26 protein-coding genes, 1 tRNA gene and 1 riboswitch are annotated in these 25,941 nt (G+C 54.7%); of the genes, 20 read left to right on the forward strand and 7 right to left on the reverse strand.

From position 1 onward, the window contains the following. Positions 1-44 precede the first annotated feature (44 nt). Positions 45-1,313: a bifunctional folylpolyglutamate synthase/dihydrofolate synthase gene (locus NK55_RS01095; protein WP_398508280.1), complete on the reverse strand. Its 1,269-nt coding sequence runs from the start codon at positions 1,311-1,313 to the stop codon at positions 45-47. A gap of 15 nt (positions 1,314-1,328) precedes the next feature. Beyond that, entirely contained in the window at positions 1,329-1,997 is a 669-nt protein-coding gene (locus tag NK55_RS01100) for an MORN repeat-containing protein (protein ID WP_225871767.1), read from the reverse strand. A gap of 209 nt (positions 1,998-2,206) precedes the next feature. On the opposite strand from NK55_RS01100, the gene NK55_RS01105 reads away from it, so the two are divergent. From NK55_RS01105 to hisG, 9 genes are all read left to right on the forward strand, one after another. Continuing rightward, a complete protein-coding gene (locus tag NK55_RS01105; RefSeq protein WP_024124014.1) occupies positions 2,207-3,730 on the forward strand; it encodes an ammonium transporter in 1,524 nt (507 codons plus the stop codon). Then, positions 3,711-4,526: a carbohydrate ABC transporter permease gene (locus NK55_RS01110; RefSeq protein ID WP_051372872.1), complete on the forward strand. Its 816-nt coding sequence runs from the start codon at positions 3,711-3,713 to the stop codon at positions 4,524-4,526. The genes NK55_RS01105 and NK55_RS01110 overlap by 20 nt, the downstream gene beginning before the upstream one ends. Positions 4,527-4,713: 187 nt before the next feature. Then, positions 4,714-5,025 (forward strand): co-chaperone GroES, encoded by a 312-nt coding sequence (groES, locus tag NK55_RS01115; protein WP_024124016.1) that lies wholly within the window; start codon positions 4,714-4,716, stop codon positions 5,023-5,025. 69 nt (positions 5,026-5,094) lie between these two features. Continuing rightward, positions 5,095-6,732 carry a chaperonin GroEL gene (gene groL, locus NK55_RS01120; RefSeq protein ID WP_024124017.1) on the forward strand — a complete coding sequence of 546 codons (1,638 nt, stop codon included), beginning with the start codon at positions 5,095-5,097 and terminating at the stop codon, positions 6,730-6,732. Between the two features lie 193 nt (positions 6,733-6,925). Further along, a complete protein-coding gene (gene uvrA / locus NK55_RS01125; RefSeq protein WP_024124018.1) occupies positions 6,926-9,775 on the forward strand; it encodes an excinuclease ABC subunit UvrA in 2,850 nt (949 codons plus the stop codon). 28 nt (positions 9,776-9,803) lie between these two features. After that, complete coding sequence (gene purU / locus NK55_RS01130; protein WP_157869617.1) at positions 9,804-10,679, forward strand: formyltetrahydrofolate deformylase; 876 nt, start codon at positions 9,804-9,806, stop codon at positions 10,677-10,679. Positions 10,680-10,792: 113 nt separating this feature from the next. Continuing rightward, positions 10,793-11,740 carry a DnaJ domain-containing protein gene (locus NK55_RS01135; protein WP_024124020.1) on the forward strand — a complete coding sequence of 316 codons (948 nt, stop codon included), beginning with the start codon at positions 10,793-10,795 and terminating at the stop codon, positions 11,738-11,740. A 6-nt stretch (positions 11,741-11,746) separates the two neighbouring features. Beyond that, positions 11,747-12,973 (forward strand): ATP phosphoribosyltransferase regulatory subunit, encoded by a 1,227-nt coding sequence (locus NK55_RS01140; RefSeq protein ID WP_024124021.1) that lies wholly within the window; start codon positions 11,747-11,749, stop codon positions 12,971-12,973. Between the two features lie 3 nt (positions 12,974-12,976). Beyond that, a complete protein-coding gene (gene hisG / locus NK55_RS01145) occupies positions 12,977-13,612 on the forward strand; it encodes an ATP phosphoribosyltransferase (RefSeq protein WP_024124022.1) in 636 nt (211 codons plus the stop codon). Here hisG and btpA read toward each other — a convergent pair whose 3' ends face one another. Beyond that, complete coding sequence (gene btpA, locus NK55_RS01150; protein ID WP_024124023.1) at positions 13,613-14,503, reverse strand: photosystem I biogenesis protein BtpA; 891 nt, start codon at positions 14,501-14,503, stop codon at positions 13,613-13,615. A gap of 69 nt (positions 14,504-14,572) precedes the next feature. On the opposite strand from btpA, the gene folK reads away from it, so the two are divergent. Continuing rightward, on the forward strand, positions 14,573-15,157 hold the full coding sequence (gene folK / locus NK55_RS01155; RefSeq protein WP_024124024.1) for a 2-amino-4-hydroxy-6-hydroxymethyldihydropteridine diphosphokinase: 585 nt from the start codon (positions 14,573-14,575) through the stop codon (positions 15,155-15,157). Here folK and tadA read toward each other — a convergent pair. Continuing rightward, positions 15,075-15,569: a tRNA adenosine(34) deaminase TadA gene (tadA, locus tag NK55_RS01160; RefSeq protein WP_024124025.1), complete on the reverse strand. Its 495-nt coding sequence runs from the start codon at positions 15,567-15,569 to the stop codon at positions 15,075-15,077. The genes folK and tadA overlap by 83 nt on opposite strands. 82 nt (positions 15,570-15,651) lie before the next feature. On the opposite strand from tadA, the gene NK55_RS01165 reads away from it, so the two are divergent. Both NK55_RS01165 and NK55_RS01170 read left to right on the forward strand, forming a co-directional pair. After that, positions 15,652-15,789 (forward strand): photosystem II reaction center protein K, encoded by a 138-nt coding sequence (locus tag NK55_RS01165; RefSeq protein ID WP_041429384.1) that lies wholly within the window; start codon positions 15,652-15,654, stop codon positions 15,787-15,789. A gap of 90 nt (positions 15,790-15,879) precedes the next feature. Further along, complete coding sequence (locus NK55_RS01170) at positions 15,880-16,632, forward strand: YebC/PmpR family DNA-binding transcriptional regulator (RefSeq protein ID WP_024124027.1); 753 nt, start codon at positions 15,880-15,882, stop codon at positions 16,630-16,632. A 272-nt stretch (positions 16,633-16,904) separates the two neighbouring features. Here NK55_RS01170 and recJ read toward each other — a convergent pair whose 3' ends face one another. Further along, positions 16,905-19,013, reverse strand: coding sequence for a single-stranded-DNA-specific exonuclease RecJ (recJ, locus tag NK55_RS01175; protein ID WP_051372749.1), 2,109 nt, complete (start codon positions 19,011-19,013; stop codon positions 16,905-16,907). A gap of 293 nt (positions 19,014-19,306) precedes the next feature. Next, positions 19,307-19,391, reverse strand: a tRNA-Ser gene (locus NK55_RS01180). A 36-nt stretch (positions 19,392-19,427) separates the two neighbouring features. Here NK55_RS01180 and NK55_RS01185 point away from each other — a divergent pair. Next, the gene (locus NK55_RS01185; RefSeq protein WP_024124028.1) at positions 19,428-20,042 is read left to right on the forward strand and encodes a cobalt-precorrin-8X methylmutase; all 615 of its coding nucleotides are present in this window, start codon (positions 19,428-19,430) and stop codon (positions 20,040-20,042) included. After that, the gene (locus NK55_RS01190; protein ID WP_024124029.1) at positions 20,039-21,286 is read left to right on the forward strand and encodes a bifunctional cobalt-precorrin-7 (C(5))-methyltransferase/cobalt-precorrin-6B (C(15))-methyltransferase; all 1,248 of its coding nucleotides are present in this window, start codon (positions 20,039-20,041) and stop codon (positions 21,284-21,286) included. Before NK55_RS01185 ends, NK55_RS01190 begins: the two co-directional genes overlap by 4 nt. On the opposite strand, the gene NK55_RS01195 is transcribed toward NK55_RS01190, so the two are convergent. Continuing rightward, complete coding sequence (locus NK55_RS01195) at positions 21,267-21,827, reverse strand: pentapeptide repeat-containing protein (RefSeq protein WP_200865507.1); 561 nt, start codon at positions 21,825-21,827, stop codon at positions 21,267-21,269. The two genes, NK55_RS01190 and NK55_RS01195, sit on opposite strands and share 20 nt — an antisense overlap. A 97-nt stretch (positions 21,828-21,924) precedes the next feature. On the opposite strand from NK55_RS01195, the gene NK55_RS01200 reads away from it, so the two are divergent. The 6 genes from NK55_RS01200 to NK55_RS12620 all read left to right on the forward strand — a co-directional run bounded on the left by NK55_RS01200 (position 21,925) and on the right by NK55_RS12620 (position 25,869). Next, positions 21,925-23,454 carry a SagB/ThcOx family dehydrogenase gene (locus NK55_RS01200; RefSeq protein ID WP_024124031.1) on the forward strand — a complete coding sequence of 510 codons (1,530 nt, stop codon included), beginning with the start codon at positions 21,925-21,927 and terminating at the stop codon, positions 23,452-23,454. Further along, positions 23,451-23,897: an Rrf2 family transcriptional regulator gene (locus NK55_RS01205; RefSeq protein ID WP_024124032.1), complete on the forward strand. Its 447-nt coding sequence runs from the start codon at positions 23,451-23,453 to the stop codon at positions 23,895-23,897. The genes NK55_RS01200 and NK55_RS01205 overlap by 4 nt, the downstream gene beginning before the upstream one ends. Before the next feature lie 65 nt (positions 23,898-23,962). Next, positions 23,963-24,328, forward strand: coding sequence for an FHA domain-containing protein (locus NK55_RS12615; RefSeq protein ID WP_024124033.1), 366 nt, complete (start codon positions 23,963-23,965; stop codon positions 24,326-24,328). A 155-nt stretch (positions 24,329-24,483) separates the two neighbouring features. Then, positions 24,484-24,819 (forward strand): 50S ribosomal protein L21, encoded by a 336-nt coding sequence (gene rplU / locus NK55_RS01215; protein ID WP_024124034.1) that lies wholly within the window; start codon positions 24,484-24,486, stop codon positions 24,817-24,819. A 1-nt stretch (position 24,820) separates the two neighbouring features. Beyond that, on the forward strand, positions 24,821-25,084 hold the full coding sequence (gene rpmA, locus NK55_RS01220; RefSeq protein ID WP_024124035.1) for a 50S ribosomal protein L27: 264 nt from the start codon (positions 24,821-24,823) through the stop codon (positions 25,082-25,084). Between the two features lie 189 nt (positions 25,085-25,273). Next, positions 25,274-25,386: riboswitch (Glutamine riboswitch) on the forward strand. Between the two features lie 39 nt (positions 25,387-25,425). Beyond that, positions 25,426-25,869 carry a DUF4278 domain-containing protein gene (locus NK55_RS12620; protein ID WP_024124036.1) on the forward strand — a complete coding sequence of 148 codons (444 nt, stop codon included), beginning with the start codon at positions 25,426-25,428 and terminating at the stop codon, positions 25,867-25,869. Positions 25,870-25,941: the final 72 nt, after the last annotated feature.

Raw genomic sequence — 25,941 nt, forward strand, 5'->3', positions numbered from 1 at the left:
GCCGGTATAGATGATGAGTTGTCTCGCTGAGCACCGCTAGTTTTCTACAGTTGAGTTGCCTGAGAGTCTTTGCTGGCGATCGCCCCCAAAACACGAGCAATTAAGTAAAGGGAGCCACAGACCACGCAGCGATCGCCCCCCCTGTCGAGGGCTTCAGCCACATCGTTAAAAAGACGGCATTCCCCTAACCGAGGGCAACAGGTGTAGGCAAGTTCCTTCAAGTCCTCTAAGTTAGCACTAGCGTGATCCGGGACAGGCACCAACCACAGGCGATCGCCGGCTCGCAGGAGATGTTTGAGAATCCCCCCATGATCCTTATTGGCTAGCATCCCCACTACCCAAGTCACCTCTGTCCAGCCCAATTGATCTACATATTGCCGTAGATAAGCGGCTGCAGGAGCATTGTGGGCACCATCAATGAGCAGTTTTCGCCCTTGCCAGTGTAACCATTGCAGTCGTCCCGGCCAGCGGGTTTGTGCCATTCCCTGTTGAATCGCTGTTAGGGAAATTTGCCAGCCTTGAGCTTGCAGACATTGCAGTGTGGCGATCGCGATCGCGGAATTGGTTAACTGCATTTCTCCCGCCAAAGGCAAGGGATACTCAATGCCACCCCAAGTTGCCCATCCAGCCCGCTCAACACACCACTGCGCCGGTTCTGGCCAGACGGTCGGGCAAGCCAAAGCTGTTAAACGCTCGGCAATCACCGTCTTTGCCTCTGGAGGAACAGGACCAACAACAGCGGGTACACCCTGCTTAAGAATTCCAGCCTTTTCGCCCGCAATCGCCCCCAAAGTATTGCCCAACCGCTGCCAATGATCCCAACCAATGGAAGTAATCACACTCACCAAAGGGGGCTGACACACATTCGTGGCATCCAAGCGCCCCCCTAAGCCCACCTCCATCACCGCCACCTCCACCCCCTGCTGGGCAAAATAGAGCCATGCCGCCGCCGTGACCACTTCAAACTGACTGGGGGGATAGGCCACCTGGGGCAAGACGGCTTCAATTTGTTGAATGAGGGTCAAAAACACCTGCGGGGCAATGGGTTCACCATCGACACAAATGCGCTCACACCAGCTCAACAGATGGGGCGAGGTATAACGACCCGTGCGATAGCCCGCTGCCCGCAAAACACTATCCAAATAGGCACACACCGAGCCTTTGCCATTTGTCCCCGCAACGTGGATCAAGGGCACCTGTAACTGGGGAGACCCCAAGGCACTCAGGAGCGCCTGGATGGGTTCAAGGCCAAGGCGCACCCCAAAGCGGGCGTAGGGACTCAGCGCTGCCGTCAGTGGATCACCCACGGCCAGCTCGATGGAAAAGGATTAGCGGGGCTCGCGACGACCATGGCGCCATGTAGCAATAATCCGGGAGCCATCTGGCAGGGTGAGCACCCCCTCTCCGTCAAATAAGCCATTGCGAAACTGTCCAGCATAGCTTGTGCCATTCCCAAAGGAGAGCATTCCAGTTCCATGATACTTGCCCGCTAGAAACTGTCCCTCGTAGCGAGTGCCGTCGGGAAAGGTGAGTACCCCCTCCCCATGGTATTGACCATTGAGAAACGTTCCCTCGTAGCGCTGGCCATTGGCCAGTTGTAGAATGCCCTTGCCATTGAAGATACCATCGGCAAAGCCACCCTCATAGCGTCCGCCATCGGCATAGGTGAGCACCCCCTGACCGTGGTAGCGGCCATTGCGAAATTCTCCCTCGTAGCGGTTGCCATTGGCCATCGTGAGGATGCCTTGGCCATTAAAGCGACCGTTTAGCAATTCCCCTTTGTAGGTGCTGCCATCGGGGAGGGTCAGGGTGACATCCCCCGTGACCCGCTGCCCTTCATAGACGGCAATTTGAGCAGTTACAGGAGCCAACTGTAGGGTTGCACACCCTAAACCCATCAGGAAAGAACTGAGCACCCAGCGGCGGACAACAGCGGCATTGGCGTGGTGCGAATGGGTCATCACTGGACACTCCACAAGGGTGGACAATTGCAACATATCTAACTGGTACAAGTTGCTCCCTATGCAGAATTGAGGCAGAGACCCAAGTTTTTGTATCTTGGGATACATATACCTAGGGGTAAATTCAGGGATGATTGGTTTATTTGTCTCAAACTTTGCAACTCAACCCTAGGATTTTTCTAGGGATTTTAGCTGGGGGTTTATAGGTTCCAACGGTTTTCTTTGTCGATTGGACATCTGCACCTATGAAACTGCGTTCTATCTTGCGCCGCGGGTTACGTCTTCAGCATCCCCTGACTCCGATTCTCTATCTGCCCCCTCGCCGCACGCGATTGACCTTTGCGGTGATGATTGGTGTGCTGAGTGCAACAGCCGCACTGGGGCAGGATACTGCCGCCTCAACGGCGGTTCCGGCAAAGGTGCAGGTGGTGCTCAACACGCTCTGGGTGATTTTTGCAGGCGTGCTGGTATTTTTCATGAATGCTGGCTTTTGCATGTTGGAAACGGGCTTTTGCCGGGCCAAGAATGCGGTGAACCTGCTCTCAAAGAACCTGATTGTCTTTGCCCTTTCGAGTATCGCCTATTGGGCGATTGGCTTTGCCCTAATGTTTGGGGATGGCAATGGGGTGGTGGGCAGCAGTGGTTTCTTTTTGCTGGGGGCCGATAACAGTCCGGCCACTGCCGAAGCCTACCGGGGGGTCTATAGTTCCCTCAGTTGGGCAGCGGTACCCCTGTTTGCTAAGTTCTTCTTTCAAGTGGTCTTTGCGGGAACGGCCGCCACAATTGTTTCTGGGGCAGTGGCGGAGCGGATTAAGTTCTATGCCTTCTTTATCTTCAGCTTGCTGCTGGTGGGGATTTCCTATCCAATTACGGGTCACTGGATCTGGGGTGGCGGTTGGCTGCAACAGCTAGGTATGTGGGATTTTGCCGGTTCTACGGTCGTGCACTCTGTAGGCGGATGGGCAGCATTGATGGGGGCAGCTCTCCTAGGGCCGCGTTTGGGGCGCTTTCTGCCGGATGGGTCGGTGGCGGCCATCCCCGGGCATAATTTTGCGATCGCCACCTTGGGTTGTTTGATCCTCTGGCTTGGTTGGTTTGGTTTTAATCCAGGGTCAACGATGACCGCAGATCCGGAGGCGATCGCCCACATTGTTGTGACCACAAATATGGCCGCAGCCTTTGGGGGTGTCACCGCAACGGTGGTTTCCACGCTCTACTTTGGGAAGCCCGACCTTTCGATGATCATTAATGGGATTCTGGCAGGATTAGTGGCCATCACAGCCCCCTGTGCCTTTGTCACCATTGAGAGCGCGGCGTTAATCGGCAGTATTGCCGGGATCATTATTATTTTTTCGGTGGTGACCCTCGATCGCCTAAAAATTGACGATCCAGTGGGAGCCATTTCCGTACACTTGGTCAATGGCATCTGGGGGACCATAGCAGTGGGGCTCTTTGCCGATGGACCGGGGCGCTTTTACGAAGCTGGGGCGGGGCCTCTCAAGGGATTGCTCTGGAGTGGTGACTTTACCCAGTTGGGGTACCAATTGGTGGGGGTACTGGCGGTGGGCGGGTTTACCGTTGCCTTTAGTACAGCAGTGTGGCTACTCCTGAACCTTACCATTGGCATTCGCGTTTCTCCAGAGGAGGAAATCGAGGGGTTGGACATTGGCGAGCATGGCATGGAGGCCTATGCGGGCTTCCTTTTGCGCGAAGAAGTGAAAGGATTTGTGGATTTGCTCAAACGGATGTCTGGCAGTGGTCGCTCCTAGGGTAGGCTTAACGCTCCTATTAATCCTGGGGGCATTGTTGGTTCTCAGTCCCTTGCTAGTGGTGCTTTGTACCTCCGGCTGGCCACCCGGAACCCTACCCACCCAATTATTGCCGCCCCAAGGCTGGACCTGGCAGAGCTATCAGGCGGCATGGCGGCAGGGACACTTTATCTTAGCTTTTGCCAACTCAACGTTTGTGGCCTTAGCGGTGACGGCGCTCCAGTTGGTAACTTCAGCCCTAGCAGGTTACGCCCTTGCCCGACTTTCGTTTCCGGGGCAACAGACGATTCTGCTGCTGATGCTAGCAATCCTAGTGATCCCATTTCAGCTTTTGGTGATCCCAATTTTTCTCATCCTGAAGGCGGCTCATCTGATCAATACCTATGGCGCGTTGATCTTACCAACGGCGGCCAATGGCTTTGGTGTCTTTTTGATGCGGCAGTTTTTTCTCACATTGCCCGTTGCCCTTGAGGAGGCAGCCCGCTTGGATGGGGCAAATCGCTGGCAGGTTCTCTGGCATATTCTCTTGCCCCTGAGCCGACCAGCCTTGGTAACGCTCTTTATCTTTACCTTTATTGGCGAGTGGAATGATCTGTTTAAGCCCTTGGTTTTTACCACCAAGCCAGAACTGATCACCGTGCAGCTTTCCTTGGCCAATTTTCAGGAGCAGTTCACCAATGATTGGCCGTTGATGATGGCAGCGGCGGTGATTGCCACTGTACCGGTGATGATTTTGTTTATTTTGGGTCAGCGGCAACTGATTCGCGGTATTGCCACCACGGGGCTAAAGAACTAAGGTACCGTTCGGAAAACCGTACTGCAACAGGAGTTGCGATCGCCAACCGTCTCTCGCTACATTAGCACTCGAAGGGTGAGAGTGCTAAACAATTACCAGTGATGCTCTTACTCCCCAGAGACTGCGCGATGAGCCGTGCAGTGAGTGCTATCAATCCATACTCTTACAATTGGGAGAACAGTACGCTATGGCAGCCGTATCTCTAAGCGTTTCAACTGTGAAACCTTTGGGCGATCGCATTTTTGTCAAAGTCGCCGAAAGCGAAGAACGGACCGCAGGGGGGATTCTCCTGCCCGACAATGCCCGTGAAAAACCCCAAGTGGGCGAAGTGACCGCCGTCGGTCCCGGCAAACTCACTGAAGACGGCAAGCGTCAGCCCATGGATGTGAAAGTGGGTGACAAGGTGCTGTACTCCAAGTATGCCGGTACCGAAGTGAAACTAGGGGGCGAAGACTACGTTCTCCTCTCAGAAAAAGACATCTTGGCCATTGTGGGCTAGGTCACTGACTTCCTTGCATCTCGGTGCGATTTTTTCATCACTGTTGAACGATTGAGGTAGGAAACACATATGGCGAAGCGCATTATCTACAACGAAAATGCTCGTCGGGCCCTTGAAAAAGGGATGGACATCTTGGCTGAATCCGTGGCCGTGACCCTTGGTCCGAAAGGGCGGAACGTGGTTTTGGAGAAAAAATTTGGTGCGCCGCAAATTGTCAATGATGGTGTCACCATTGCTAAAGAAATTGAACTTGAAGATCACATTGAAAACACCGGTGTGGCGCTGATCCGCCAAGCCGCCTCGAAAACCAATGATGCTGCCGGTGACGGCACCACGACGGCGACGGTTCTCGCCCATGCCATGGTGAAAGAGGGGCTGCGCAACGTTGCTGCTGGCGCTAACCCCATTGCCCTAAAACGCGGGATTGACAAAGCCACCCACTTCCTGGTGGAAAAAATTGCCGAACACGCCCGTCCAGTGGAAGACTCCAAAGCCATTGCCCAAGTGGCGGCCATCTCGGCGGGAAATGATGAAGAAGTGGGTCAGATGATTGCCGACGCCATGGACAAAGTGGGCAAAGAAGGCGTGATCTCCCTCGAAGAAGGCAAATCCATGACCACCGAACTGGAGGTCACTGAGGGGATGCGCTTTGACAAGGGCTACATCTCCCCCTACTTTGCCACCGACACCGAGCGCATGGAAGCCGTGTTCGATGAACCCTTCGTGCTGATCACCGACAAGAAAATTACCTTGGTGCAAGATCTGGTGCCGATCCTCGAACAGGTGGCTCGCGCCGGTAAGCCCTTGGTCATCATTGCCGAAGACATCGAGAAAGAAGCCTTGGCCACCCTCGTGGTCAACCGTCTGCGCGGTGTCTTGAATGTCGCTGCGGTGAAAGCTCCCGGCTTTGGCGATCGCCGTAAAGCGATGCTCGAAGATATTGCCGTCCTCACAGCGGGTCAAGTGATCACCGAAGATGCGGGTCTGAAGCTGGAAAATGCCAAGCTGGATATGCTCGGTAAAGCTCGCCGCATCACAATCACCAAAGATCACACCACGATTGTTGCCGAAGGCAATGAAAAAGCCGTCAAGGCTCGCTGCGAGCAAATCCGTCGCCAAATCGAAGAAACCGACTCCAGCTACGACAAAGAAAAACTGCAGGAGCGGTTGGCCAAACTAGCTGGTGGGGTGGCGGTGATTAAAGTCGGTGCTGCCACCGAAACTGAAATGAAAGATCGCAAACTCCGTCTGGAAGATGCGATTAACGCCACCAAAGCCGCTGTTGAGGAGGGGATTGTTCCCGGTGGCGGTACCACCTTGGTTCACTTGGCTCCTGAGTTGAGCAACTGGGCCGCTGAGCACCTAACGGGTGAAGAACTGATTGGTGCCAACATTGTTGAGCGTGCCCTCAGCGCTCCCCTGCGTCGCATTGCGGAAAACGCGGGTCAAAATGGTGCCATCATTGTTGAACGGGTCAAAGAAAAACCCTTCGATGTGGGTTATGATGCCGCTAAAGATGAATATGTCAACATGTTTGATGCCGGTATCGTTGACCCTGCCAAAGTTACCCGCTCGGCTCTGCAAAATGCGGCCTCTATTGCTGGCATGGTGCTAACCACCGAGTGCATCATCGTTGACAAGCCCGAACCCAAGGAAAATAATCCTGCGGGCAGCGGTGCTGGCATGGGCGGTGACTTCGACTACTAAGCCCATCCCTACCCTGGGCACAGAGTCAATCCCTGAACCTGCCTAGGCGAGGGTTACCCACACGGGAAGCGGGGCAACCAAACCCCGCTTTTTTCATGGCTGAGTGGCTGCGAAAGGGTTTGGCAGCGTTGCTATAATAGCCCTCAATGTAATGTTTTTTAACATTAGTTCTTTTTGCAGTATGGGCGATCCAATGCCTGGAGGTGAAATTCGCATTCGGGGTGCACGGCAGCATAATCTGAAAAACATTGACCTCGATCTGCCCCGCGATCGCCTGATTGTAATGACCGGTGTCTCCGGTTCAGGGAAGTCCTCCCTTGCCTTTGACACGATTTTTGCTGAAGGACAACGCCGCTATGTGGAGTCCCTGAGTGCCTATGCACGGCAATTCCTCGGCCAGTTAGATAAGCCTGATGTGGATGCCATTGAGGGGCTGAGTCCAGCAATTTCTATTGATCAAAAGTCCACCTCCCACAATCCCCGCTCAACGGTGGGGACGGTCACGGAAATCTATGACTACCTGCGGCTGCTCTATGGCCGTGCCGGTGAACCCCATTGCCCCCATTGCGATCGCTCGATCCGCCCCCAAACCATTGATGAAATGGTGGATCAGGTGATGCAGTTGCCGCCCCAGAGCCGCTTTCAAGTCTTGGCCCCCATTGTCAAGGGGAAGAAGGGCAGCCACAGGAAGCTGCTGTCGAGTCTGGCCAGTGAAGGTTTTGTGCGGGTTCGGATTGATGGGGAGGTGCGCGACCTCAGTGATGCCATTGAACTGGACAAAAACCATGTCCACACGATTGAAATTGTTGTTGATCGCCTGGTGCTGAAGCCGGGGATTGAGGAACGTTTAGGGGATTCCTTGCGAACGGCGTTGCACCATGGCAACGGTACGGCAATGGTCAGTGTGGTGTCTCGGGAGACGGGGGCTGAGGGTCAAACGCTCCTGTTTTCAGAAAATTTTGCCTGCCCTGAGCATGGGGCGGTGATGGATGAGCTCTCTCCGCGACTTTTTTCCTTTAACTCCCCCTATGGGGCCTGTCCAGAGTGCCATGGCCTGGGCTATTTGCGCAAATTTAGCCCGGAGTTAATTGTCCCCAATCCCGAACTACCGGTTTATCTGGCGATCGCCCCCTGGGCCGAGAAGGAACACGACTACTACCTTGCTCTCCTCTGTGGTGTTGCTGAGGCCCTTGGTTTTGACATCCATACACCGTGGTATCGCCTCACGGAGTTGCAACGGGAGATCCTCCTTTACGGCACCGACACACCGATTCTCATCCCTTCTGATTTGCGCTATCGCAAACGGGACTACTACCGTCAATTTCAAGGGGTGATTCCCATCCTAGAGCGGCAGTACCGCGAGACGACCTCCGAGGCCTACCGGCAAAAACTGGAAGAGTACCAAGTCAATCAAACCTGCCCCGCCTGTCAGGGACAACGCCTGAAACCAGCCGCTTTGGCCGTGCGCTTGGGGCAATATCGCCTTACGGATCTCACCCGTGTTTCGATTCGCGAGTGCTGGGCACGGCTTCAATCCCTGCAACTCACGCCTCGCCAACAACAAATTGCGGAACTAGCCCTGCGGGAAGTAATGGCGCGGTTGCAGTTTCTCATTGATGTGGGGCTCGATTACCTAACCTTGGATCGCAGTGCAGCCACCCTCTCTGGGGGTGAAGCTCAACGAATTCGCTTGGCTACCCAAATTGGCTCTGGCCTGACGGGGGTGCTCTATGTCCTCGATGAGCCGAGTATTGGCCTGCACCAGCGCGATAACGATCGCCTGCTGCAAACGCTCTTTCGCCTGCGGGACTTGGGGAATACGCTGATTGTTGTCGAACACGATGAGGATACGATCCGGGCTGCCGATTACATTGTCGATATTGGCCCAGGGGCGGGAAGCCACGGCGGCCAAATTGTCGCTCAAGGCAGCCTCGAGGCAATTCTCAACCATCCTGACTCCCTGACGGGGGCTTATCTGTCGGGGCGCAAGCGCATCGAAACTCCCAGCGATCGCCGGCCAGGGAATGGCAAATCCCTGATTCTAAAAAAGGTGTCCCGCAACAACCTCAAGGATATCACCGTAGAAATTCCCCTTGGCAAGCTGGTGTGTCTGACGGGAGTATCGGGATCGGGCAAGTCCACCCTCATGCACGAAGTTCTCTATCCTGCCCTGCAGCACCATCTTGGTCACCATGTGCCGCTCCCCAAGGAACTGGGGCACATCGAAGGCTTGAGTGCCATTGATAAAGTCATTGTCATTGACCAGTCCCCCATTGGTCGAACCCCCCGCTCCAACCCTGCCACCTACATTGGTGTTTTTGATGTCATCCGTGAGGTCTTTAGCCAAACCGTTGAGGCCAAGGCACGGGGCTACAAGCCGGGGCAGTTTTCCTTCAATATCAAGGGCGGCCGCTGTGAGGCCTGCGGTGGCCAAGGGGTGAATGTTATTGAGATGAACTTTCTGCCCGATGTTTATGTCCAGTGTGAGGTGTGCAAGGGGGCCCGCTACAACCGCGATACACTGCAAGTGAAGTACAAGGGCTGCTCGATCGCCGATGTTTTGGATATGACTGCTGAGACAGCGCTGACCTTTTTTGAAAATATCCCCAAGGCGGTGAGCAAGCTGCAAACCCTTGTGGATGTGGGCTTGGGCTATCTGAAATTGGGACAAACCGCACCCACCCTCTCTGGGGGGGAAGCCCAACGCCTTAAATTGGCAGCTGAACTGTCCCGCCGTGCCACGGGCAAAACCCTCTACCTGATTGATGAGCCGACCACGGGGCTATCCTTTTACGATGTGCATAAACTCCTCGAGGTGCTGCAACGGCTGGTGGACAAGGGCAACTCAATTCTGGTGATTGAGCACAATTTAGATGTGATTCGCTGTGCCGATTGGATTATTGATCTAGGACCCGAGGGGGGCGATCGCGGGGGAGAGGTGGTTGCCGTGGGCACTCCTGAAGCAGTGGCCCTGATGCCCCAATCCTACACCGGTCAGTATCTTGCCCGAGTCTTCAATCGCGCCGCTGCCAATTCGCAATAGTAGAATACAGGTTGCTCTGCCTTGCGGTGTGCCTATGCCGACAATGACCCTTTCCATTTCCTGTCCCGATCAGCGGGGGCTAGTGGCCAAGTTGGCCCAGTTTGTCTATCGCTATAACGGGAACATTGTCCATGCCGACCACCACACCGATGCCGTTGCGGGCATTTTTCTCTCCCGCCTCGAATGGGAATTAGAGGGCTTTGAAATCCCCCGCGATCAAATTGCCACCACTTTCATCAACTATGCGCAGCGGGAAAAGGTCTTTGCCAGTTGGCAGGGGGTGCGCTGGCAGTTGCGGGCGTCGGATATTCCCTATCGCTTGGCCATTTGGGTGAGCCGCCAAGATCATTGCCTTTGGGATCTGCTGCTGCGGCAGCGGGCGGGGGATCTCTTTGCGGAAATTCCCCTGATCATCAGTAACCATGAGCATTTGCGTCCCATCGCCGAGCAGTTTGGCATTGATTTTTACTATATCCCTGTGACGCCAGAGACCAAGCCGCTGGCGGAAGCCAAGGAACTGCAACTCCTCAAGGACTACAGGATTGATCTGGTGGTGCTGGCTAAGTATATGCAGGTGCTCAGTCCTGAATTTATTGGGGCCTTTCCCCACGTGATCAATATTCACCATTCATTCTTGCCGGCCTTTGCGGGAGCTAACCCCTACCACCGTGCCTATGAGCGGGGGGTAAAAATCATTGGTGCCACGGCCCACTATGCCACGGTGGATTTAGACGAAGGGCCAATCATTGAGCAGGCGGTTGTGCCTGTGAGCCATCGGGATACAGTGGCGGATCTAATTCGCAAGGGCAAGGATTTAGAACGGGTGGTGTTGGCGCGGGCGGTACGGCTGCATTTACAAAATCGGATTCTGGTGTATGGCAATCGCACGGCAGTCTTTGCTTGAGGGTTGCCACCGTTGCGGGCCTGTTGCCTTTGGGGATTCCCGTAGGGGGTCACCAACCCCCTTGATGAGCAGGTATAATCAAATAATGTTCTGCCCCTGCGGTTTGACTGACTATGCCCTTCGAGATCAATCACGGCCTGGGTCGCTTTAACTCCAAACGGGATCTCCATGCTGCCCTCGGTATTCCATTGTCAGCAGCACCCGGGGAAATTCGCAAGCGGTATCTCAAAATTGCCAAGACACTCCACCCCGATAGCCGTGATGATGAATCGGGTAAAAAAATGGCCAGTGATTTGCTCTCGAAGTTTGTGAATCCTGCCTATGAAGTGCTTTCCCAAGAAAAAGAGCGAGAAGAATATCAAGTCATTTTGCGCTTGCTGGAAAAGCAACTGCTAACGGCCAATATTGTGCCAACGCCCACCTTTGATTTGGCACAGGAAGTCTTTAACGCTGCCAATGTTGAAGAGGCCTATCAAAGGGCCCTCAATACCCTTGCCCAAGATCAATACAAAGACTTAAACAACACCCTTAAAATTAGCGAACAAATTAGCGAACTGAATTTAATCTACCTGTGGCGATCGGCGGGTGGCAAGGTAACCGCATCCACGCCCAGTGTTTCTGCGCCGGCGGCTCCACCTAAATCAGATGCAACCCAAGGGCAGGCTACACCAGCGGCCACCACAGAGACGTCACCACCTACAGAAGCCCCCAAAACAGAGCAATTTACAGAGCAATATTTCCGACGGGCAGAGGAACTCTTCAATAAAGGCATTTATCTGGAGGCCGTCAAAGAACTGAAGGATGCCCTGAAAATTGACCCCCGCAGTGCTCGCTGCAATGCCCTACTAGGCAAGGTGTATCTGCAGCAAGGCTCCCTCAGTATGGCCAAAATTCACTTTAATCAAGCCCTGAAGCTCAATCCTCAAGAGGTAATGGCAATACAGGGACTCGAAGCAATTAGCAAAAGAGAGCGCCAAGCCCAGAAACAGCAAAAAAGTACTGAGCCACCCAAACCGGAGCAAAAGAAATTCTCCTTCTTTGGTCTTTTTGGGAAAAAATAATTCACTATGGTGTATCAACCTGCCTGTGGTGCCCGCGATATTTTGCCCCTGGATGTGGCACGGCAACGGTGGCTAGAGCAACGCCTAGAGCGCGTCTTCCAAAGCTGGGGCTACCAAGAAATTATCACACCCACAATTGAGACCTTAGCAACCCTCACAGCAGGGGGCACTGTCCATCCAGAGACGGTTATTCAAGTGCAGGGGAGCGGTGGTGAGCCTTTAGGATTGCGACCAGAATTAACGGCTTCTATTGCTCGGGCGGCGGTGACCCGTATGGCAGGTATGCAACTGCCCCAAAGGCTCTATTACAAAACTAATGTCTTTCGACGCACCACAGGGGCAGAGTTGGGCAACCAACAGGAATTTTTCCAAGCCGGAGTGGAGCTACTGGGGGCAACAGGTTTAGCGGCCGATGCAGAAATTCTCTGGCTGGTGCAGGAGTGCCTTGGGGTGCTAGCGGTTGGGGAGGCTTATCTTTTGGTGGGGGATGCCCACTTGACGCAACAGTTGCTCAGTACCTTTCCAGTGGAACTACAAAAGACCGTGCGCCAATGCTTGGCCCATTTAGACCGCGTGAGTTTGCAGGCTCTACCTGCCCCTTGGCGCGATCGCGCCCTTGCCCTTTTTGATCTACGGGGTACCCCAAAGGAGGTGGGGGAACGTTTAGCGCAGTGGTCTGATGTTCCAGGGGTTGTTGATCGCTTTGCGGAACTTCAACAGTTGTTGGCGTTGGTGGCCGAGTCCTTGGCTATTACCCTTGATCTGAGCCTTGTGCAGTCCTTTGATTACTACACAGGGATTATCTTTGAGGTCTTGATTCCTACGGAAACGGAACTGCGGTTGGTGGCTCAAGGGGGGCGCTATGATCAACTGCTCAGTATTTACCATCCCGACGGTGCGACGGTGCCGGGGATTGGTTTTGTCTTTAATGTTGAGGCACTCCTGCAGGCGGTCGCCATTCCCCCAGCCGCCCTATTGGCCCCCCGCAGTCAATGGCTTGTGGTTCCCCGCACAGCCAGCGCCCTCGCTGCCGCCCTCCACCATGCCCAAACACTGCGCTTGGAGGGCTCGACCCGGGTGGAGTTGGCACTTCTGGATTTGACGCCGGAGCAAATCCGCGCCTATGCCCGCGATCGCCAGATTCCCTATATTGCTTGGATTGAGAGTGATGCGCCACCGCAGATCGAAGCCCTCAGTGATGGGGCAACCTATTTGCAGATTCAGAGTGTCTAGGTCATGCTAACGATCGCCCTCCCCAAAGGTGCCCTCCTCAAGGACAGTATTGCCTACTTCCAACGGCTAGGCTTAAATTTTGAAGCACTCCTAGAGCCGGGAAATCGGCAACTTCAGGTTCTCTCTCAGGATGGCTGTGCCCGCGCCCTTTTGGTCCGTGCCCAGGATGTCCCCGTCTATGTGCAGTATGGTCAAGCGCAGTTGGGCATTGTTGGGTATGACGTGCTGCGGGAAAAAAATCCCCATGTGGCCAAACTAGCGGATTTGGGCTTTGGTCAGTGTCGTCTATCGGTGGCCGTTAAAGCCTCTAGTCCCTACCGCAGTGCCCGCGATTTGCCCCCCCATTGCCGCGTTGCCTCAAAGTTTGTCCGCTGTGCCGATGCTTTTTTCCAGCAGTTGGATTTGCCCGTGGATATTGTGCCCCTCTATGGTTCAGTGGAACTGGGGCCAATTACGGGCATGGCGGAGGCAATTGTGGATTTGGTGTCAACGGGACGTACCCTCAAGGAAAATGGCCTTGTGGAGCTAGAGCAAATCTTTAGCAGCACTGCCTACTTGATTGCCCATCCCCGCAGCTATCGCCTCAACCTCAATGGTCTTGGGCACTACGTTCCACAGTTAACAGGGGCGATCGCTTGATTACCGTTGCCTGTGCACCACCATGGCCGGCAGGGGTTCATTGATTGGCCCTCGGCAGTTACCGTTGGCGCGATCGACGTCTTGAAGCTTGTGGTGTGCCCGCTGCCATGCTTCAACAAAACGGCTGACCCGAATGGGGTCAATGGGTTGTTCAATCTGACCATTGCGCTTCAGGGAACTGGCAACAATGACGCCGTTGACGTAGGGCACCAATTGCTCCACATTGTCCCAAGAGGCACCACTGCCAATCAAAAGGGGTTGTCCCTTGGCGGCACTGGCGGCGATGGATAGATCCTCCTCAGTGGGTGGCTGTCCTGTTGCCCAACCGGAGAGAATCACCCCATCGGCGAGTCCGCGGTCAAAGGTGTCCCGTACTGCCGTGGCCAGATTTGGGCTGTGGAGGGGCTGGGCGTGCTTCACCATCACATCGGCAAAAATTTTGATGTCTTGCCCCAGTTCACGGCGGTAGCGCAGCAGTTGATGGGCTTGGCCTTCGATAATGCCTTGATCGGTGGCCATGACCCCAGTGAGCACATTGACGCGGATAAATTGTGCCCCCGTACAGGCGGCGATCGCCAGCCCACTAAAGGCATCATTGCGCAGCACATTAAGGCCAATGGGCACAGCTACCAGATTCTTTAACCGCTGCACCACTAAGGTCATGGCACTGACGACAGCAGCATCCACCCGATCTTTGCTGAAGGGAGCATCAAAGAAATTCTCAACAATAATGGCATTGACTCCCCCTGAGGCAAGGGCTGTGGCTTCCTGTTCTGCGCGGTCAATAACAGCCTTGAGACTCCCCCCCCAACGGGCGGAGGTGGGTAAGGGAAGGAGGTGGACAACGCCAATGACTGGGGTTGCAGTATGAAAGAGAGTCCGGAGATCCACAACGATTTTGGCAATAGGTGAACAGTGCAGGTATAACAGGAGGAGTGAGCGGCACTCTCCACAGGCACAATGGTAGAATGCGCTGACTTAAGTATATCCCCGTCTGACCCCCCCCTCGTGGCGATCGCCCTCGGAAGTAACCTGGGTAAGCCATTGCTGCAACTGCGCTCAGCCGTCCAAGTGCTTGCCCAAACGCCAGGGATCAGGGTCTTAGCCTGCTCGCCGTGGTATCGCACTGCCCCCCTAGGCCCCCCTCAACCGGATTACTGGAATGGCTGCCTCGTTGCTCGGGTGCAACTCTCCCCTTGGGCACTACTGAAAAGGCTGCAGGCAATCGAAGCGCAGTTTGGTCGCCAACGGCAAGAGCATTGGGGGGCCCGCACCCTTGATCTAGATCTGCTGCTCTATGGCGATTGCATCATTCGCACCCCAGATTTGACCGTGCCCCATCCACGGCTGGCGGAGCGGCCCTTTGTCCTTTTGCCCCTTGCGGCGATCGCCCCCCACTGGCGCCATCCCCTCCTGGGTGAAACCATCCAAACCCTACGGGAGCGGGTGGGGGATGCAGGCATTATTGCCGTTCTTTCTGACGATGCTGACGAAACCACCTTTGCAACTGCTGCCGACAGGCCGTTGCCTGAACCCCCCCAATGACCTGAATCCGGTGGAACACCGCTGGGCTATGGGGCAGTTGCAGCACCGAATCAATTGCCCCTGATTTTGGATCCGTCGTCCCATAGATGAGGGTGTGAATGCGGGCCTGGACAATGGCACCGGCACACATCGGGCAGGGCTCTAGGGTGACGTAGAGGCGGCAGCCCGTTAAATACCACGTACCTAGATGCTGACCGGCGCGGCGTAGGGCAATGATTTCCGCATGGGCAGTGGGGTCGTGATCTCGCTGGCGACGATTTTCCCCCGTAGCAATGAGTTCATTCTCAGCACTGACAATCACCGCACCCACGGGCACTTCATCGGCGGCTCCTGCCTGTTCTGCAAGGGCGATCGCCTGTTGCATCCAAAAGTCGTGCTGGTCTGTTTCTGGTAAAAGGAAAATGCCTGGCATGGCGATCCCGTTGTCGCAGCAGCTATGGTACTATTTTCTCAGTTCTGTTGCGATCGCCGAATTCTTTTAGGAAAACACCATGATGGATGCTTTGGTTTTGATTGCGAAATTGCCGGAAGCCTACGCCATTTTTGATCCCCTTGTGGATGTGCTGCCAGTGATTCCGGTGCTCTTTTTAGCCTTGGCCTTTGTTTGGCAAGCCGCTGTTGGTTTCCGTTAAAGATAGCTCCGATCAAACTAACCCTGTTGACTGGCCCCGTTGGTTCCAGCGGGGTTCTTCTTGAGTTTGTTTCATGCACTTCCTTCCCCTATGGCAGGTCACAGTAAGTGGGCAAACATCAAACGGCAAAAGGCGCGGGTGGATGCCCAAAAGGGCAAGATCTTTGCGCGGCTATCGCGAGCAATCATTATTGCGGCTCGGCATGGGGGAGGGGATCCAGCGGGCAACTTTCAACTGCGCAGTGCCATTGAGAAGGCCAAAGCAGCAGGGATTCCCAGCGAAAATATTGAGCGGGCGATCGCCAAAGGGACTGGTACCCTCGACAGTGATGCTCCCCTAGAAGAAATTCGCTACGAAGGCTATGGGCCGGGGGGTGTGGCATTTTTGATTGAAGCCCTCACGGATAATCGCAATCGCACGGCGGCAGATCTGCGGGCCGCCTTCAATAAACAGGGGGGCAACCTCGGCGAAACCGGCTGTGTGGGCTGGATGTTTGAACAGTGCGGCATTGTAACCGTTACTGCACCTAAAGATGAAGAAGCTTTCCTTGAAGCCCTGCTGGCGGCTGAGGTTGAAACCTACGAAATCCTAGAGGAGGTGGCCGAGGTGCGTTGTCCCGTCCCTGCCCTTGAAACCGTCAGCGAAACCCTCAAAGCCCACGGCTATACCGTTCTCGACACCGAAAGCCGCTGGATTCCAATGAATACCGTAGAAATCACCGATGAAGACACGGCACGGCGCCTCCTTAAGCTGATGGATGCCCTCGAAAATCTCGATGATATTCAAAGTGTGGCCACCAACCTGACGATGAGCGATGCCCTCGTGGAGGCAATGTACGTCTAGCCATCCGTGGTTTTACGGAATCTGAGGGAGAATTTCCTCTTTCTCAAGGGTGGCAAAGTTAAGTGGAAACACGGTAGGCACTCAAAGGCAGCCGTGGGAGGATAGAAGTACGGCTGCAGGCCTGCACTGAGGCACGCTGTGTGTAATCAGATTGAGGCTCTCTTGAGAGCGATGCTCTTTTTCTCTCAATCAGCCTTGATGGCTAGTGTGTTTCCCCTGTCGGCTCGTGTGTGTTCCCTAGGTTCCCTGTGGAAAAAGGTGGTAGCCAGTTTTTAATGTGTTTCCTGAAGGGCCGGTAGGGGAGCGCTTGCAAAGTACCGGCGGCGGAAGTTTTCCTCAGCGATCGCTCCCCTAAAGGCCTCTAGTGCTGCTGTTGTAGCCGGAGAAGGTTTTATCTGGGGCGGCCATTGGCATCGGAACTTGTCCCCAGTGTTCTCCACTTTAACCCCTAGGGTTGCCAGCGCCCTGAGAGCATAGCGCAATGTCATTGCCTCAATGTTAAGCTCTTGGCAAAGGGCCTCTCGCCGCAGCCACGTTCCCTGTTGACCAGCCTTTTGGCAACGTGTTAGGAATTCCTGCCAAACCGTGAGGGCATCCTGTTCCTTAGGGAGCGAGTAGGCCAAAATTAGGGGTTGCTGCTCCTGCTTAGCCCGTTGAATCCATTGTCGCCAGTTTTCCCGTGAGGTTGGGCAGGTGTCCACGCACAAGCCAGTCTCAGTCACCCCACCGGGGCAATTGCGGCCATCAATGAGGGCCTGAAAAGGGGCAGTTTCAATGATACTGGTGCGACTGGGGCGCAGATCTTGAATGACAGCTGATAGGGAGCTTTGCCACTGCTGTAGTTCAATCACTAGATCACAGGCTCCCTTGGGACAATCCCCGATTTGATGATCCCACCACTTGGCGGGAAAGGTTTGCTTTGCTTGGGGATCGAGAAGCATCATGGAAACATACCGCCTTGTGGGGTCATTTTTGACTTTGTTCTCCTGCACTTCGGTGAGTTCTACATGGCGCACAAGTAAGCGGGGGAAGGGATGGTGGGTTGAATCAAAGGGAGCGAGTATTTCTATTTCTTTGAAGAGGGCATCGTTCAATTGCTTTAGAGTGACTTCCAAATCAATCCTCAACGGTTGCGGTGTCGCAGTTGCCGTCCCCTCCTGCTGGCCTAAGAATTGGTTGAGGGCTGCTTCCAAAAGGGAAATGTGCTCCATCTTGAGTCTAAAGCCTGCTGCATAGGGATGCCCGCCGAATCCCTCCAATAAATGCCGTTGACAACGCAGTGCCTCATAAAGATCCACCATGCCATCGGAACGGGCTGAACCGGCGGCCATTCCCGTAGCGGCATTGGTCTGTAGCAAAATGGCGGGACGGCCATAGGTTTTTACCATCTCGCTTGCCACTAGGCCCAATAGGCTCAAGGGCCAATTCTCATCAGTCAGTAGGATCACCCGTGTGACCGAGAGATCCAGCTGAGCTACTTTGGCATGGGCAACCTGAGCGATCTGTTTTTGACGCTGTTTCCGCTCGCTATTCATCTTGTCAATCTTGCGAGCCAACTGCCTAGCTTCTTCTTTGTCTGGCGTGGTCAAGAGTTGCACCAGTGGCCCCACATCCCCATGGATACGACTCACGGCATTAAGGCGGGGGGCCAGCGCAAAACTAATATCCCGTTGCCGAGCCGTATTCTGGGACACTTGCCCCAAAAGGGCGGCAATGCCCGGTCGCAGGGCCTGACTCTGGCCTAGTTTTTCCAGACCTCGCTGGGCAAGATAGCGGCACTCTCCTCGCAATTCAACTAAATCAGCAATCAGACCAATGGCCACCAGATCAAGGAGATTCTCGAGGGGATACCCCTGGGTTTTCTCTGGCCATCTGGCATAGACGGCTTCCAAAAATTTGTAGGCGACGCCAACTCCCGATAAGTGATGTAGGGGATGATTCGGGGACAACTGCCGCGGATTGATCAGCGCCACAGCCCCCAAGGGAGTGGGTTCAAGGGCATGGTGATCGGTCACAATCACGTCTATCCCCAGCGTTTGGGCAAAGGCAATTTCAGCAGCATTGGTGCAGCCAGTATCACAGGTGATGATCAGGGAGACCCCCTTTTCGTTCAGCTTTTCAAGGCCATGGCGCGAGAGGCCATGGGAGTCGCACTGGCGATTGGGAATATAAAAATCCACCAATTGCGTTCCCAAAAGGGGTTTTAGTCCTTCCCAGAGGACGGCGGTGGCCGTTACCCCGTCGGTGTCAAAGTCTCCCCAAATGGCCACCTTTTCCTGTTGATCGAGTGCCTGTTGCAAACGCCCGAGGGCAGCAGGCATGTCTGGAAACTCTAGGGGGGAGGCTGACTCGTAGTGGCGCCAATCTAAGAAGGGGGGCACTTGCTGAAGAGCATCGCGGTAGCCCCGCTGCCAAAGTAACTGAGCCGTAATGGCGCCTGCATCGGGATGGAGCCACTTAACTGCCTCGATGAAGTTGGGGGGGCGGGGTCAGCAGAATAGACTTGCCAGGGACGCTGCATGGCGGTGAATTGCTCAGGGAAGGCTGCGAAGATTCTTTGATCATAGCGATCGCCCGCCCAGACTGGCGAAATGAGCTCCTAGGCGGGAAACCTGGTACTCTCCCTGAGTTGCAGCAGGGGGTACCCCCTATAGTGGCAATATAAGAATTAGGACGGAGAGAGAGGGATTCGAACCCTCGGTGAGTTGCCCCACACAGCATTTCCAGTGCTGCGCCTTCGACCACTCGGCCATCTCTCCAAGTTTAGGCAGTTCTACTATCCTATCAGAAGTCCTGTGTCTCTGCTGCATCCAATTGCCCAAGCGAGTTTTGCCATCATCGATCGCGAGATCGGGCCTCATTCTTTTGACCCCCCTAGCTATGCGATTTTGCGGCGGATTATCCACAGCACGGCCGATTTTGAGTTTAAGAACCTCCTGGAGATTTCGCCGGGGGCGATCGCCCACCTCACTCAAGCCCTGCGCTCAGGTGTGCCGATTATTACGGATGTGGCCATGGTCAGTGTTGGCATTCAAACGATGGTCAGCCGCACCTTCCAAAACCCAATCATTACCGCCCTTGACGCTGGCAGCCCCACCGCCCCTGGTCAAACCCGCAGCGCAGCAGGGATGCTCCGCGCTTGGCAACAGTGGCCCCACGGTCTGTTTGTGATTGGGAATGCACCAACGGCCCTCCTGGCCCTGTGCGATCGCCTGCAACAAACCCATGTGCCTCCGGCAGGGGTTATTGGCGTCCCCGTTGGCTTTGTCAATGTCCTGGAGTCAAAAGCTGCCCTTGCCCAACTACCCGTGCCCCAAATTCGCATTGCCGGTCGCAAGGGGGGATCGCCTGTGGCAGCGGCGATTGTCAATGCCCTACTGGAGTTGGCCGATAGCGAGGGGCCAGCGTGACTCCGATTCATGTGGTGGGCATTGGCCTAGAGGGTCTCCAAGGGTTGGCAGCCACTGTGCAGCAGATTCTTCATTCCGCCACCCTCTTGGTGGGGAGCGATCGCCATCTGCAATTGATTCCCGAAGGGGACACCCCCCGCCTCTCCCTAGGGAACTTTAATGCCAGTCTCAAGGCGATTCAAAACCACTTGGACACCACACCCAACCCCCAAGTGGTCATTCTCACCAGTGGTGATCCGCTGTTCTATGGATTGGGACGCTGGCTCCTTGAAGTCTTTACCCCGGATCAGTTAACGTTTCATCCCCACCTCAGTGCGGTGCAATTGGCCTTTAGTCGTCTCAAGCTCCCTTGGCAGGATGCAGTAATCTACAGTGCCCATGGGCGGGATCTAGCGGGATTGGTGCCCCTGTTGCAGCGGGGGGTAGAGAAAATTGCCATCTATACCGATGGCGAGGCCAATATTGCTGCCATTAGCCGTCTATACCAAGCATTGCAGGTGCCTGTGGCCTATCGGGCGTGGGTTTGTCAGGCCCTTGGTAGCGCCGAGGAAGCCATTCTGCCCTGGGACTTGGCCCAACCGGTGACGGGGCTGCCGCCAGTACATCCCTTGAATTTGGTGGTGCTCCTGCGTCAACCCCAGCGCCTACCCCCTAGGGAACAGCCCATTCTTGGCCTAGGGGATGATCAGTTTTTCACCTTTGAGGATCGCCCTAGCCTGATGACGAAGCGGGAAGTGCGGGTACTGGTTTTGGCGGAACTGGCCCTCACCGGCACTGTAGAAATTGTTTGGGATATTGGTGCCGGCACTGGCAGTGTGGCCGTGGAAATCGCCCGCCTTGCCCCCCAAGCCACCGTCTATGCGATTGAGAAAACAGCTATTGGCTTTCAACTGATTGAGCGCAACCGCAAGGCTTTTGGTTTGACCAACCTCATCCCGCTCCAAGGGACAGCCCCCCAGTGTCTCAGGGATTTACCGCCGCCGAATCGGGTGTTTATTGGCGGCAGTGGTGCTCAGTTACTGGCCAATCTCGACTATTGTTGGTGCCACTTGAAAGCTGGCGGCCGGCTAGTGCTGGCGATCGCTACCCTCGAACACCAAGGCCAAGTTCTCCGCTGGTGTCAGACCCATCAAATCAACCCGCAAGTGCTACAGGTGCAACTCAGCCGTTCCGTTCCCCTGGGTCAAGGCCACCGCCTCCACCCCCTGAATCCGGTTACCCTAATTACCCTGCCTCAGGGATAGAAGTAGCCATCGGGGTAGATAGTGGTGCGATCGCACACCGCCACCGACAAATCGACACCCGTTGCCCGAAAAAATTACATCCCTGTACCTGTGCTTCCGTTAAATCCGCCTGCTCTAAATTGGCCTGTTGCAGGTTTGCCCCTTGGAGATTTGCTTGGCGCAAATTGGCATAGCGCAAATCCGCCCCCCGAAGATTGGCCCCCCGCAGGTTTGCCCGCTCCAAATTGGCCGTGCGTAGATTGGCCCGCACAAGGCTCGCCCCCTCGAAATCCGCTGCAGCGAGGTTGGCTTGGTACAACTCAGCATCTCCCAACTCACTATGGCGCAAATTAGCAGCAGTTGCCTGAATTCGATTTAACTGGCAATAGGGCAAGTAGGCATTCGCCAGTGTACTCTCGCTAAAATCAGCATCACTGAGGTTGGTGTCAAAGAGACTCAAACCCGTTAGATCGCTGCCGCGAAAATTCCGTTCGCCTGCTGCATAGGCTTGGAGTAGCTCCTCCGCGTTGAATTTCGCCATAATGGTAAAAGAGTATTTCACAGTCTTAGGTATTTCTACTTAGGCTTTTTTGACTGTAGGGGAATTTATTGACGAAGTTACATTACTTAATGGTTTCTTAACTTGGTGAGGCACCACCATGGGGTTTCAACAACTTTCTTTGGCACAGCATTACCACGAACGCACCAAGTACGCCCCTGAGACCTTAGCCCAACAAGCTGCCCCCCTGGATTGGAGCCGTCAACCGAGTCCCTTCAAAACCTATCCCCTGGGCTCCGTCTTTTCCCTGAAGTCGTTCCTAGAGCCAGCGAAGGGGTCGGCTCACCCCTGCTGGCAGCGACTCTCCCGCTTGTTGTACTGCACCTATGGCATTACTGGGGTGGTTCCCTATCCCGATCAGCCCTTTTATATGCGGGCAGCACCCTCTGCGGGAGGGCTATATCCAGCGGAGATCTATGTTCTCACTCGCAACGATACTGCTATTCCCGCTGGCATTTATAACTATCAAGTAAAAGATCATGCCCTTGTGCAGGTGTGGCAAAGCTATTGTTGGTCAGCCCTACAGGCGGCTTGTCTTTGGCATCCAGCCCTAGAAAGGACGCACATTGCTCTGGTGGTCACAGCCGTCTTTTACCGTTCCGCTTGGCGTTATGGCGATCGCGCCTATCGCCGCATTTGTCTTGACATTGGGCACCTCTTGGGGAATGTGGAACTGGCCGCCAATATCCATGATTTTCGTGCCCACTTTATTGGTGGTTTTGTGGATGCCCAGATGAATGAACTGCTTTACCTTGATCCAGAGCAGGAGGGGGTCTTGGCGGTGGTTGCCCTGGCCAATTTGCTGGCAGTGGACGAAAACTTATCCCCGTTTCCCTCTGTGTTACCCTCTGCTACCTGCTATGACTATGGGGCGATCGCCAGTGGCGAGTTGCTCAGAGCCTGCCATCGTGCCAGTGCCCTCACAAGTAGTGAGATAATCTACGGCATGCAGACACCCAGCCCCAGGGCCAAGGCGCCTCCCGAACCCCCTGCAAGTAAGTACAACTTTCCCTTTGGGCTGCGGGTCAGTCTCAGCAAAACCATCATTCACTGGGAGACCAATCTAGCCGCTCTGCAGCAAACCATTCTCCAGCGGCGTTCCACCCGTCAGTACAGTGGCCAAGGGATTGAGGTGGATCAATTGGCTGCCCTGCTCACCTTTGCCTACCATCCGCAAGACTACCGCGATCAAGGCCTAGACGAATGCCCCAGTTTCTTTGACCCAACCCTGGTGGAAACCTTTATTGCCGTGACGCGGGTCAGGGCGCTTGAGGAGGGCTGCTACTACTACGCTATAGCTGAGCATGAACTCCGCCAGATTCGCTTCAAGAACTTTCAGGAACCGTTGCACTTTCTCTGTCTCAATCAAGACCTCGGTCGCGATGCCGCAGTGGTGATTTTCCATACCGCCAATCTGGAGCGGGCGATCGCTCGCTATGGCGAACGCGCCTATCGCTACCTGCACATGGATGCCGGCCACCTCGGCCAGCGACTTAACTTAGCCGCTACCGCCTTGGGGCTAGGGGTGAGTGGCATCGGCGGCTTCTTTGATGATCAGGTCAACGATCTCCTCGGCATTCCCCCCGAAGAAGCCGTTCTCTACATCACCACTGTTGGCAAAGCCGCATGACCCTCACCACCCGTGGCCACTACAGTATCAAGGCTCTGTTGGACTTGAGTTTGTTGCCCAACTATGGGCCTGCCTCGGTGCGTACCATTGCTGAGCGGCAAAAGATTCCTGCCCCCTATCTAGAAAAACTCTTGATTGAATTGCGGCGTGCCGGCTTGGTGCGATCGCTGCGCGGCGTCTATGGGGGCTATCAACTCGCCCGTCCCCCAGCGACCATTTCCCTGCGGGATATCCTTACTGCTGTTGGTGAATCGCCAGCTCCCCTGTTTTTACACCCCCCTCAACCGGAAGATGGCACCGCCGATTGGGTAACCTTGAGTCTCTGGCAACGACTCCACCAAAAACTTCAGGAGGCCTTGGCCAGTATTTCCCTTGAGGATTTATACTTTGATGCCCGCAGTTGGCAAGCGGCCCAAGGGGATGGGGCAACATTTGTAATCTAGGGGTAATCTAGTGGTAACCTAGAGAATTTAGGCTCAGGGCATCCCGTTAAGATGGCAGACGCAGGATGCCAACGCCAAGCTACCCCAAAGCATCACTGATCGTTCGCGAACGTGGTTTGCCAAAACAGGCAGTCATTCTCAGTCCCGATCGCCAGTGGACCAGTGGCCCCCAGCTGGACTGTTGTATTCATCCCACAGATACCTATGTCTCGCGGTTGCATGCTGAGATCAACGCCTTTCTCTTTAGGGGACAGCCCCTCTCCTTCATTAGTGATTCCCACAGCCGCAATGGCACGTTCCTGAATGGCCTGCCGCTTCAGCACAGGACTCTGCTTCACCATGAAGAGGTCATTGGTGTGGGCACTACCTATCCAGACATTTACCTATCCAGACATTTAAGGAAATCTCCCTCGATGAGTGCCCCGAATTGACTAAAGGTTCAACAGACCGTCTGCCTGGGGTCGGCGAGGGTTTGACAGCCACAGGGGATCAATTTTATGATGGAAAATTGTTGAGTTTGCACGGAACAGGTTTTCCAAGAGGCGCGCATCCCCTCACCTGCACGGCAAGGAGTTTTTTAATTTCTATGGCATACGCAATCATTGAGACCGGTGGCAAGCAACTGCGCGTTGAACCCGGGCGCTTTTACGATGTGGAGCGGCTCGCCATTGAGCCGGAGGGCACCATTGATCTTGAACAGGTGTTGCTGGTGCAAACCGATAGCCAAGTCCACGTGGGTCAACCCTACGTCAGTGGTGCGGTTGTCTCTGGTACGGTGATGGAGCATCGGCGCGGGCCGAAGGTGATTGTCTATAAAATGCGGCCGAAAAAGAAAACCCGCAGGAAAAAAGGCCACCGTCAAGAACTCACTCGCATCATGATCAATGAGATTCGTCTCAATGGTGAATCCCTAGGAGGTTAACATGGCACACAAGAAAGGAACAGGTAGTACCCGCAACGGTCGCGATTCAAATGCCCAGCGTTTGGGTGTCAAGCGCTTTGGCGGGGAAGTGGTCAAGGCCGGTCACATTCTGGTGCGGCAGCGGGGAACAAAATTCCACCCGGGCGCGAATGTGGGTCGTGGGGGTGATGATACCCTTTTTGCAATGATTGCCGGTGTCGTTACCTTTGAGCGCTATGGCAAAAATCGCAAGCGTGTGAGTGTCTATCCCCTAGCAGAGGCCTAAAACTGCCCTTCAACGTCAATACAATATCAATAAAGGTGCAAAAATGATGCCATTGGGTCAATCCTCGGGGTTGGCCTTTTTTTGTCTCAGACAATCCCCTCCCTAGGGGCGTAGTGGCCCGAGTATTGTAAATTTCTATGAATAGCTTGCTTTAAGGTCGAGAAATTGTTAAATTAGATACAGAAATAAATCGTTCATCCCTCACAGGGCATCAGTAAACGCTTTTCAGACCGAGTTGAATTGTCAGCGTTGTACCTTTGCGAGGGACGGAAGTAGGGAAATCGATCCCGAAGGAACGCGCCTCAATCAGTCCACCTTGTAATAAAAATGGGGCGAAAACTATGACGACTCTGACCTATCGCGGCGTTCAATACAACTACGTTCCTCCAGCGATCAACACCCAAGCAACGGATGTCGTGGCCAAGTATCGCGGTAGCACCTATCGGGTGGCTGCGGTGACAAATCCGCCGGAAGAATCCTTAAAAATCATGACCTATCGCGGCGCCAAGTATCAAAAAGGCAAACCGCCCGCCGGTGTTCCCGCTGCTCGCTTGGCTGATAATGTGGCCTCGGTGCCCATGACAGCAACAGTTAACGAAATGGCTCGCTCCTTGGCGATGGCCCATCATGTGATGATTAAAAGCCGTGAACAAACCCTCCTTGCCCGAATGGCGACAGCGATCGGCATGCCCCTGAGTGCTGCCCACTACTGGCAGCACATTCAGGGCAAAGTGAATCCCGCTTTGGCGGCCACCTACGATCGCTCCCCTGTGGCGCTGAGCTAAGGCAGAAAGGACGGAAGGAGAAGGGATGGCAGTGCTGAGTTGAGTCTGTAGGCAAACAGCAAGGGAGCCAGG

Origin of the sequence: Thermosynechococcus sp. NK55a, assembly GCF_000505665.1 — a bacterium.
Classification (GTDB): Bacteria; Cyanobacteriota; Cyanobacteriia; order Thermosynechococcales; family Thermosynechococcaceae; genus Thermosynechococcus.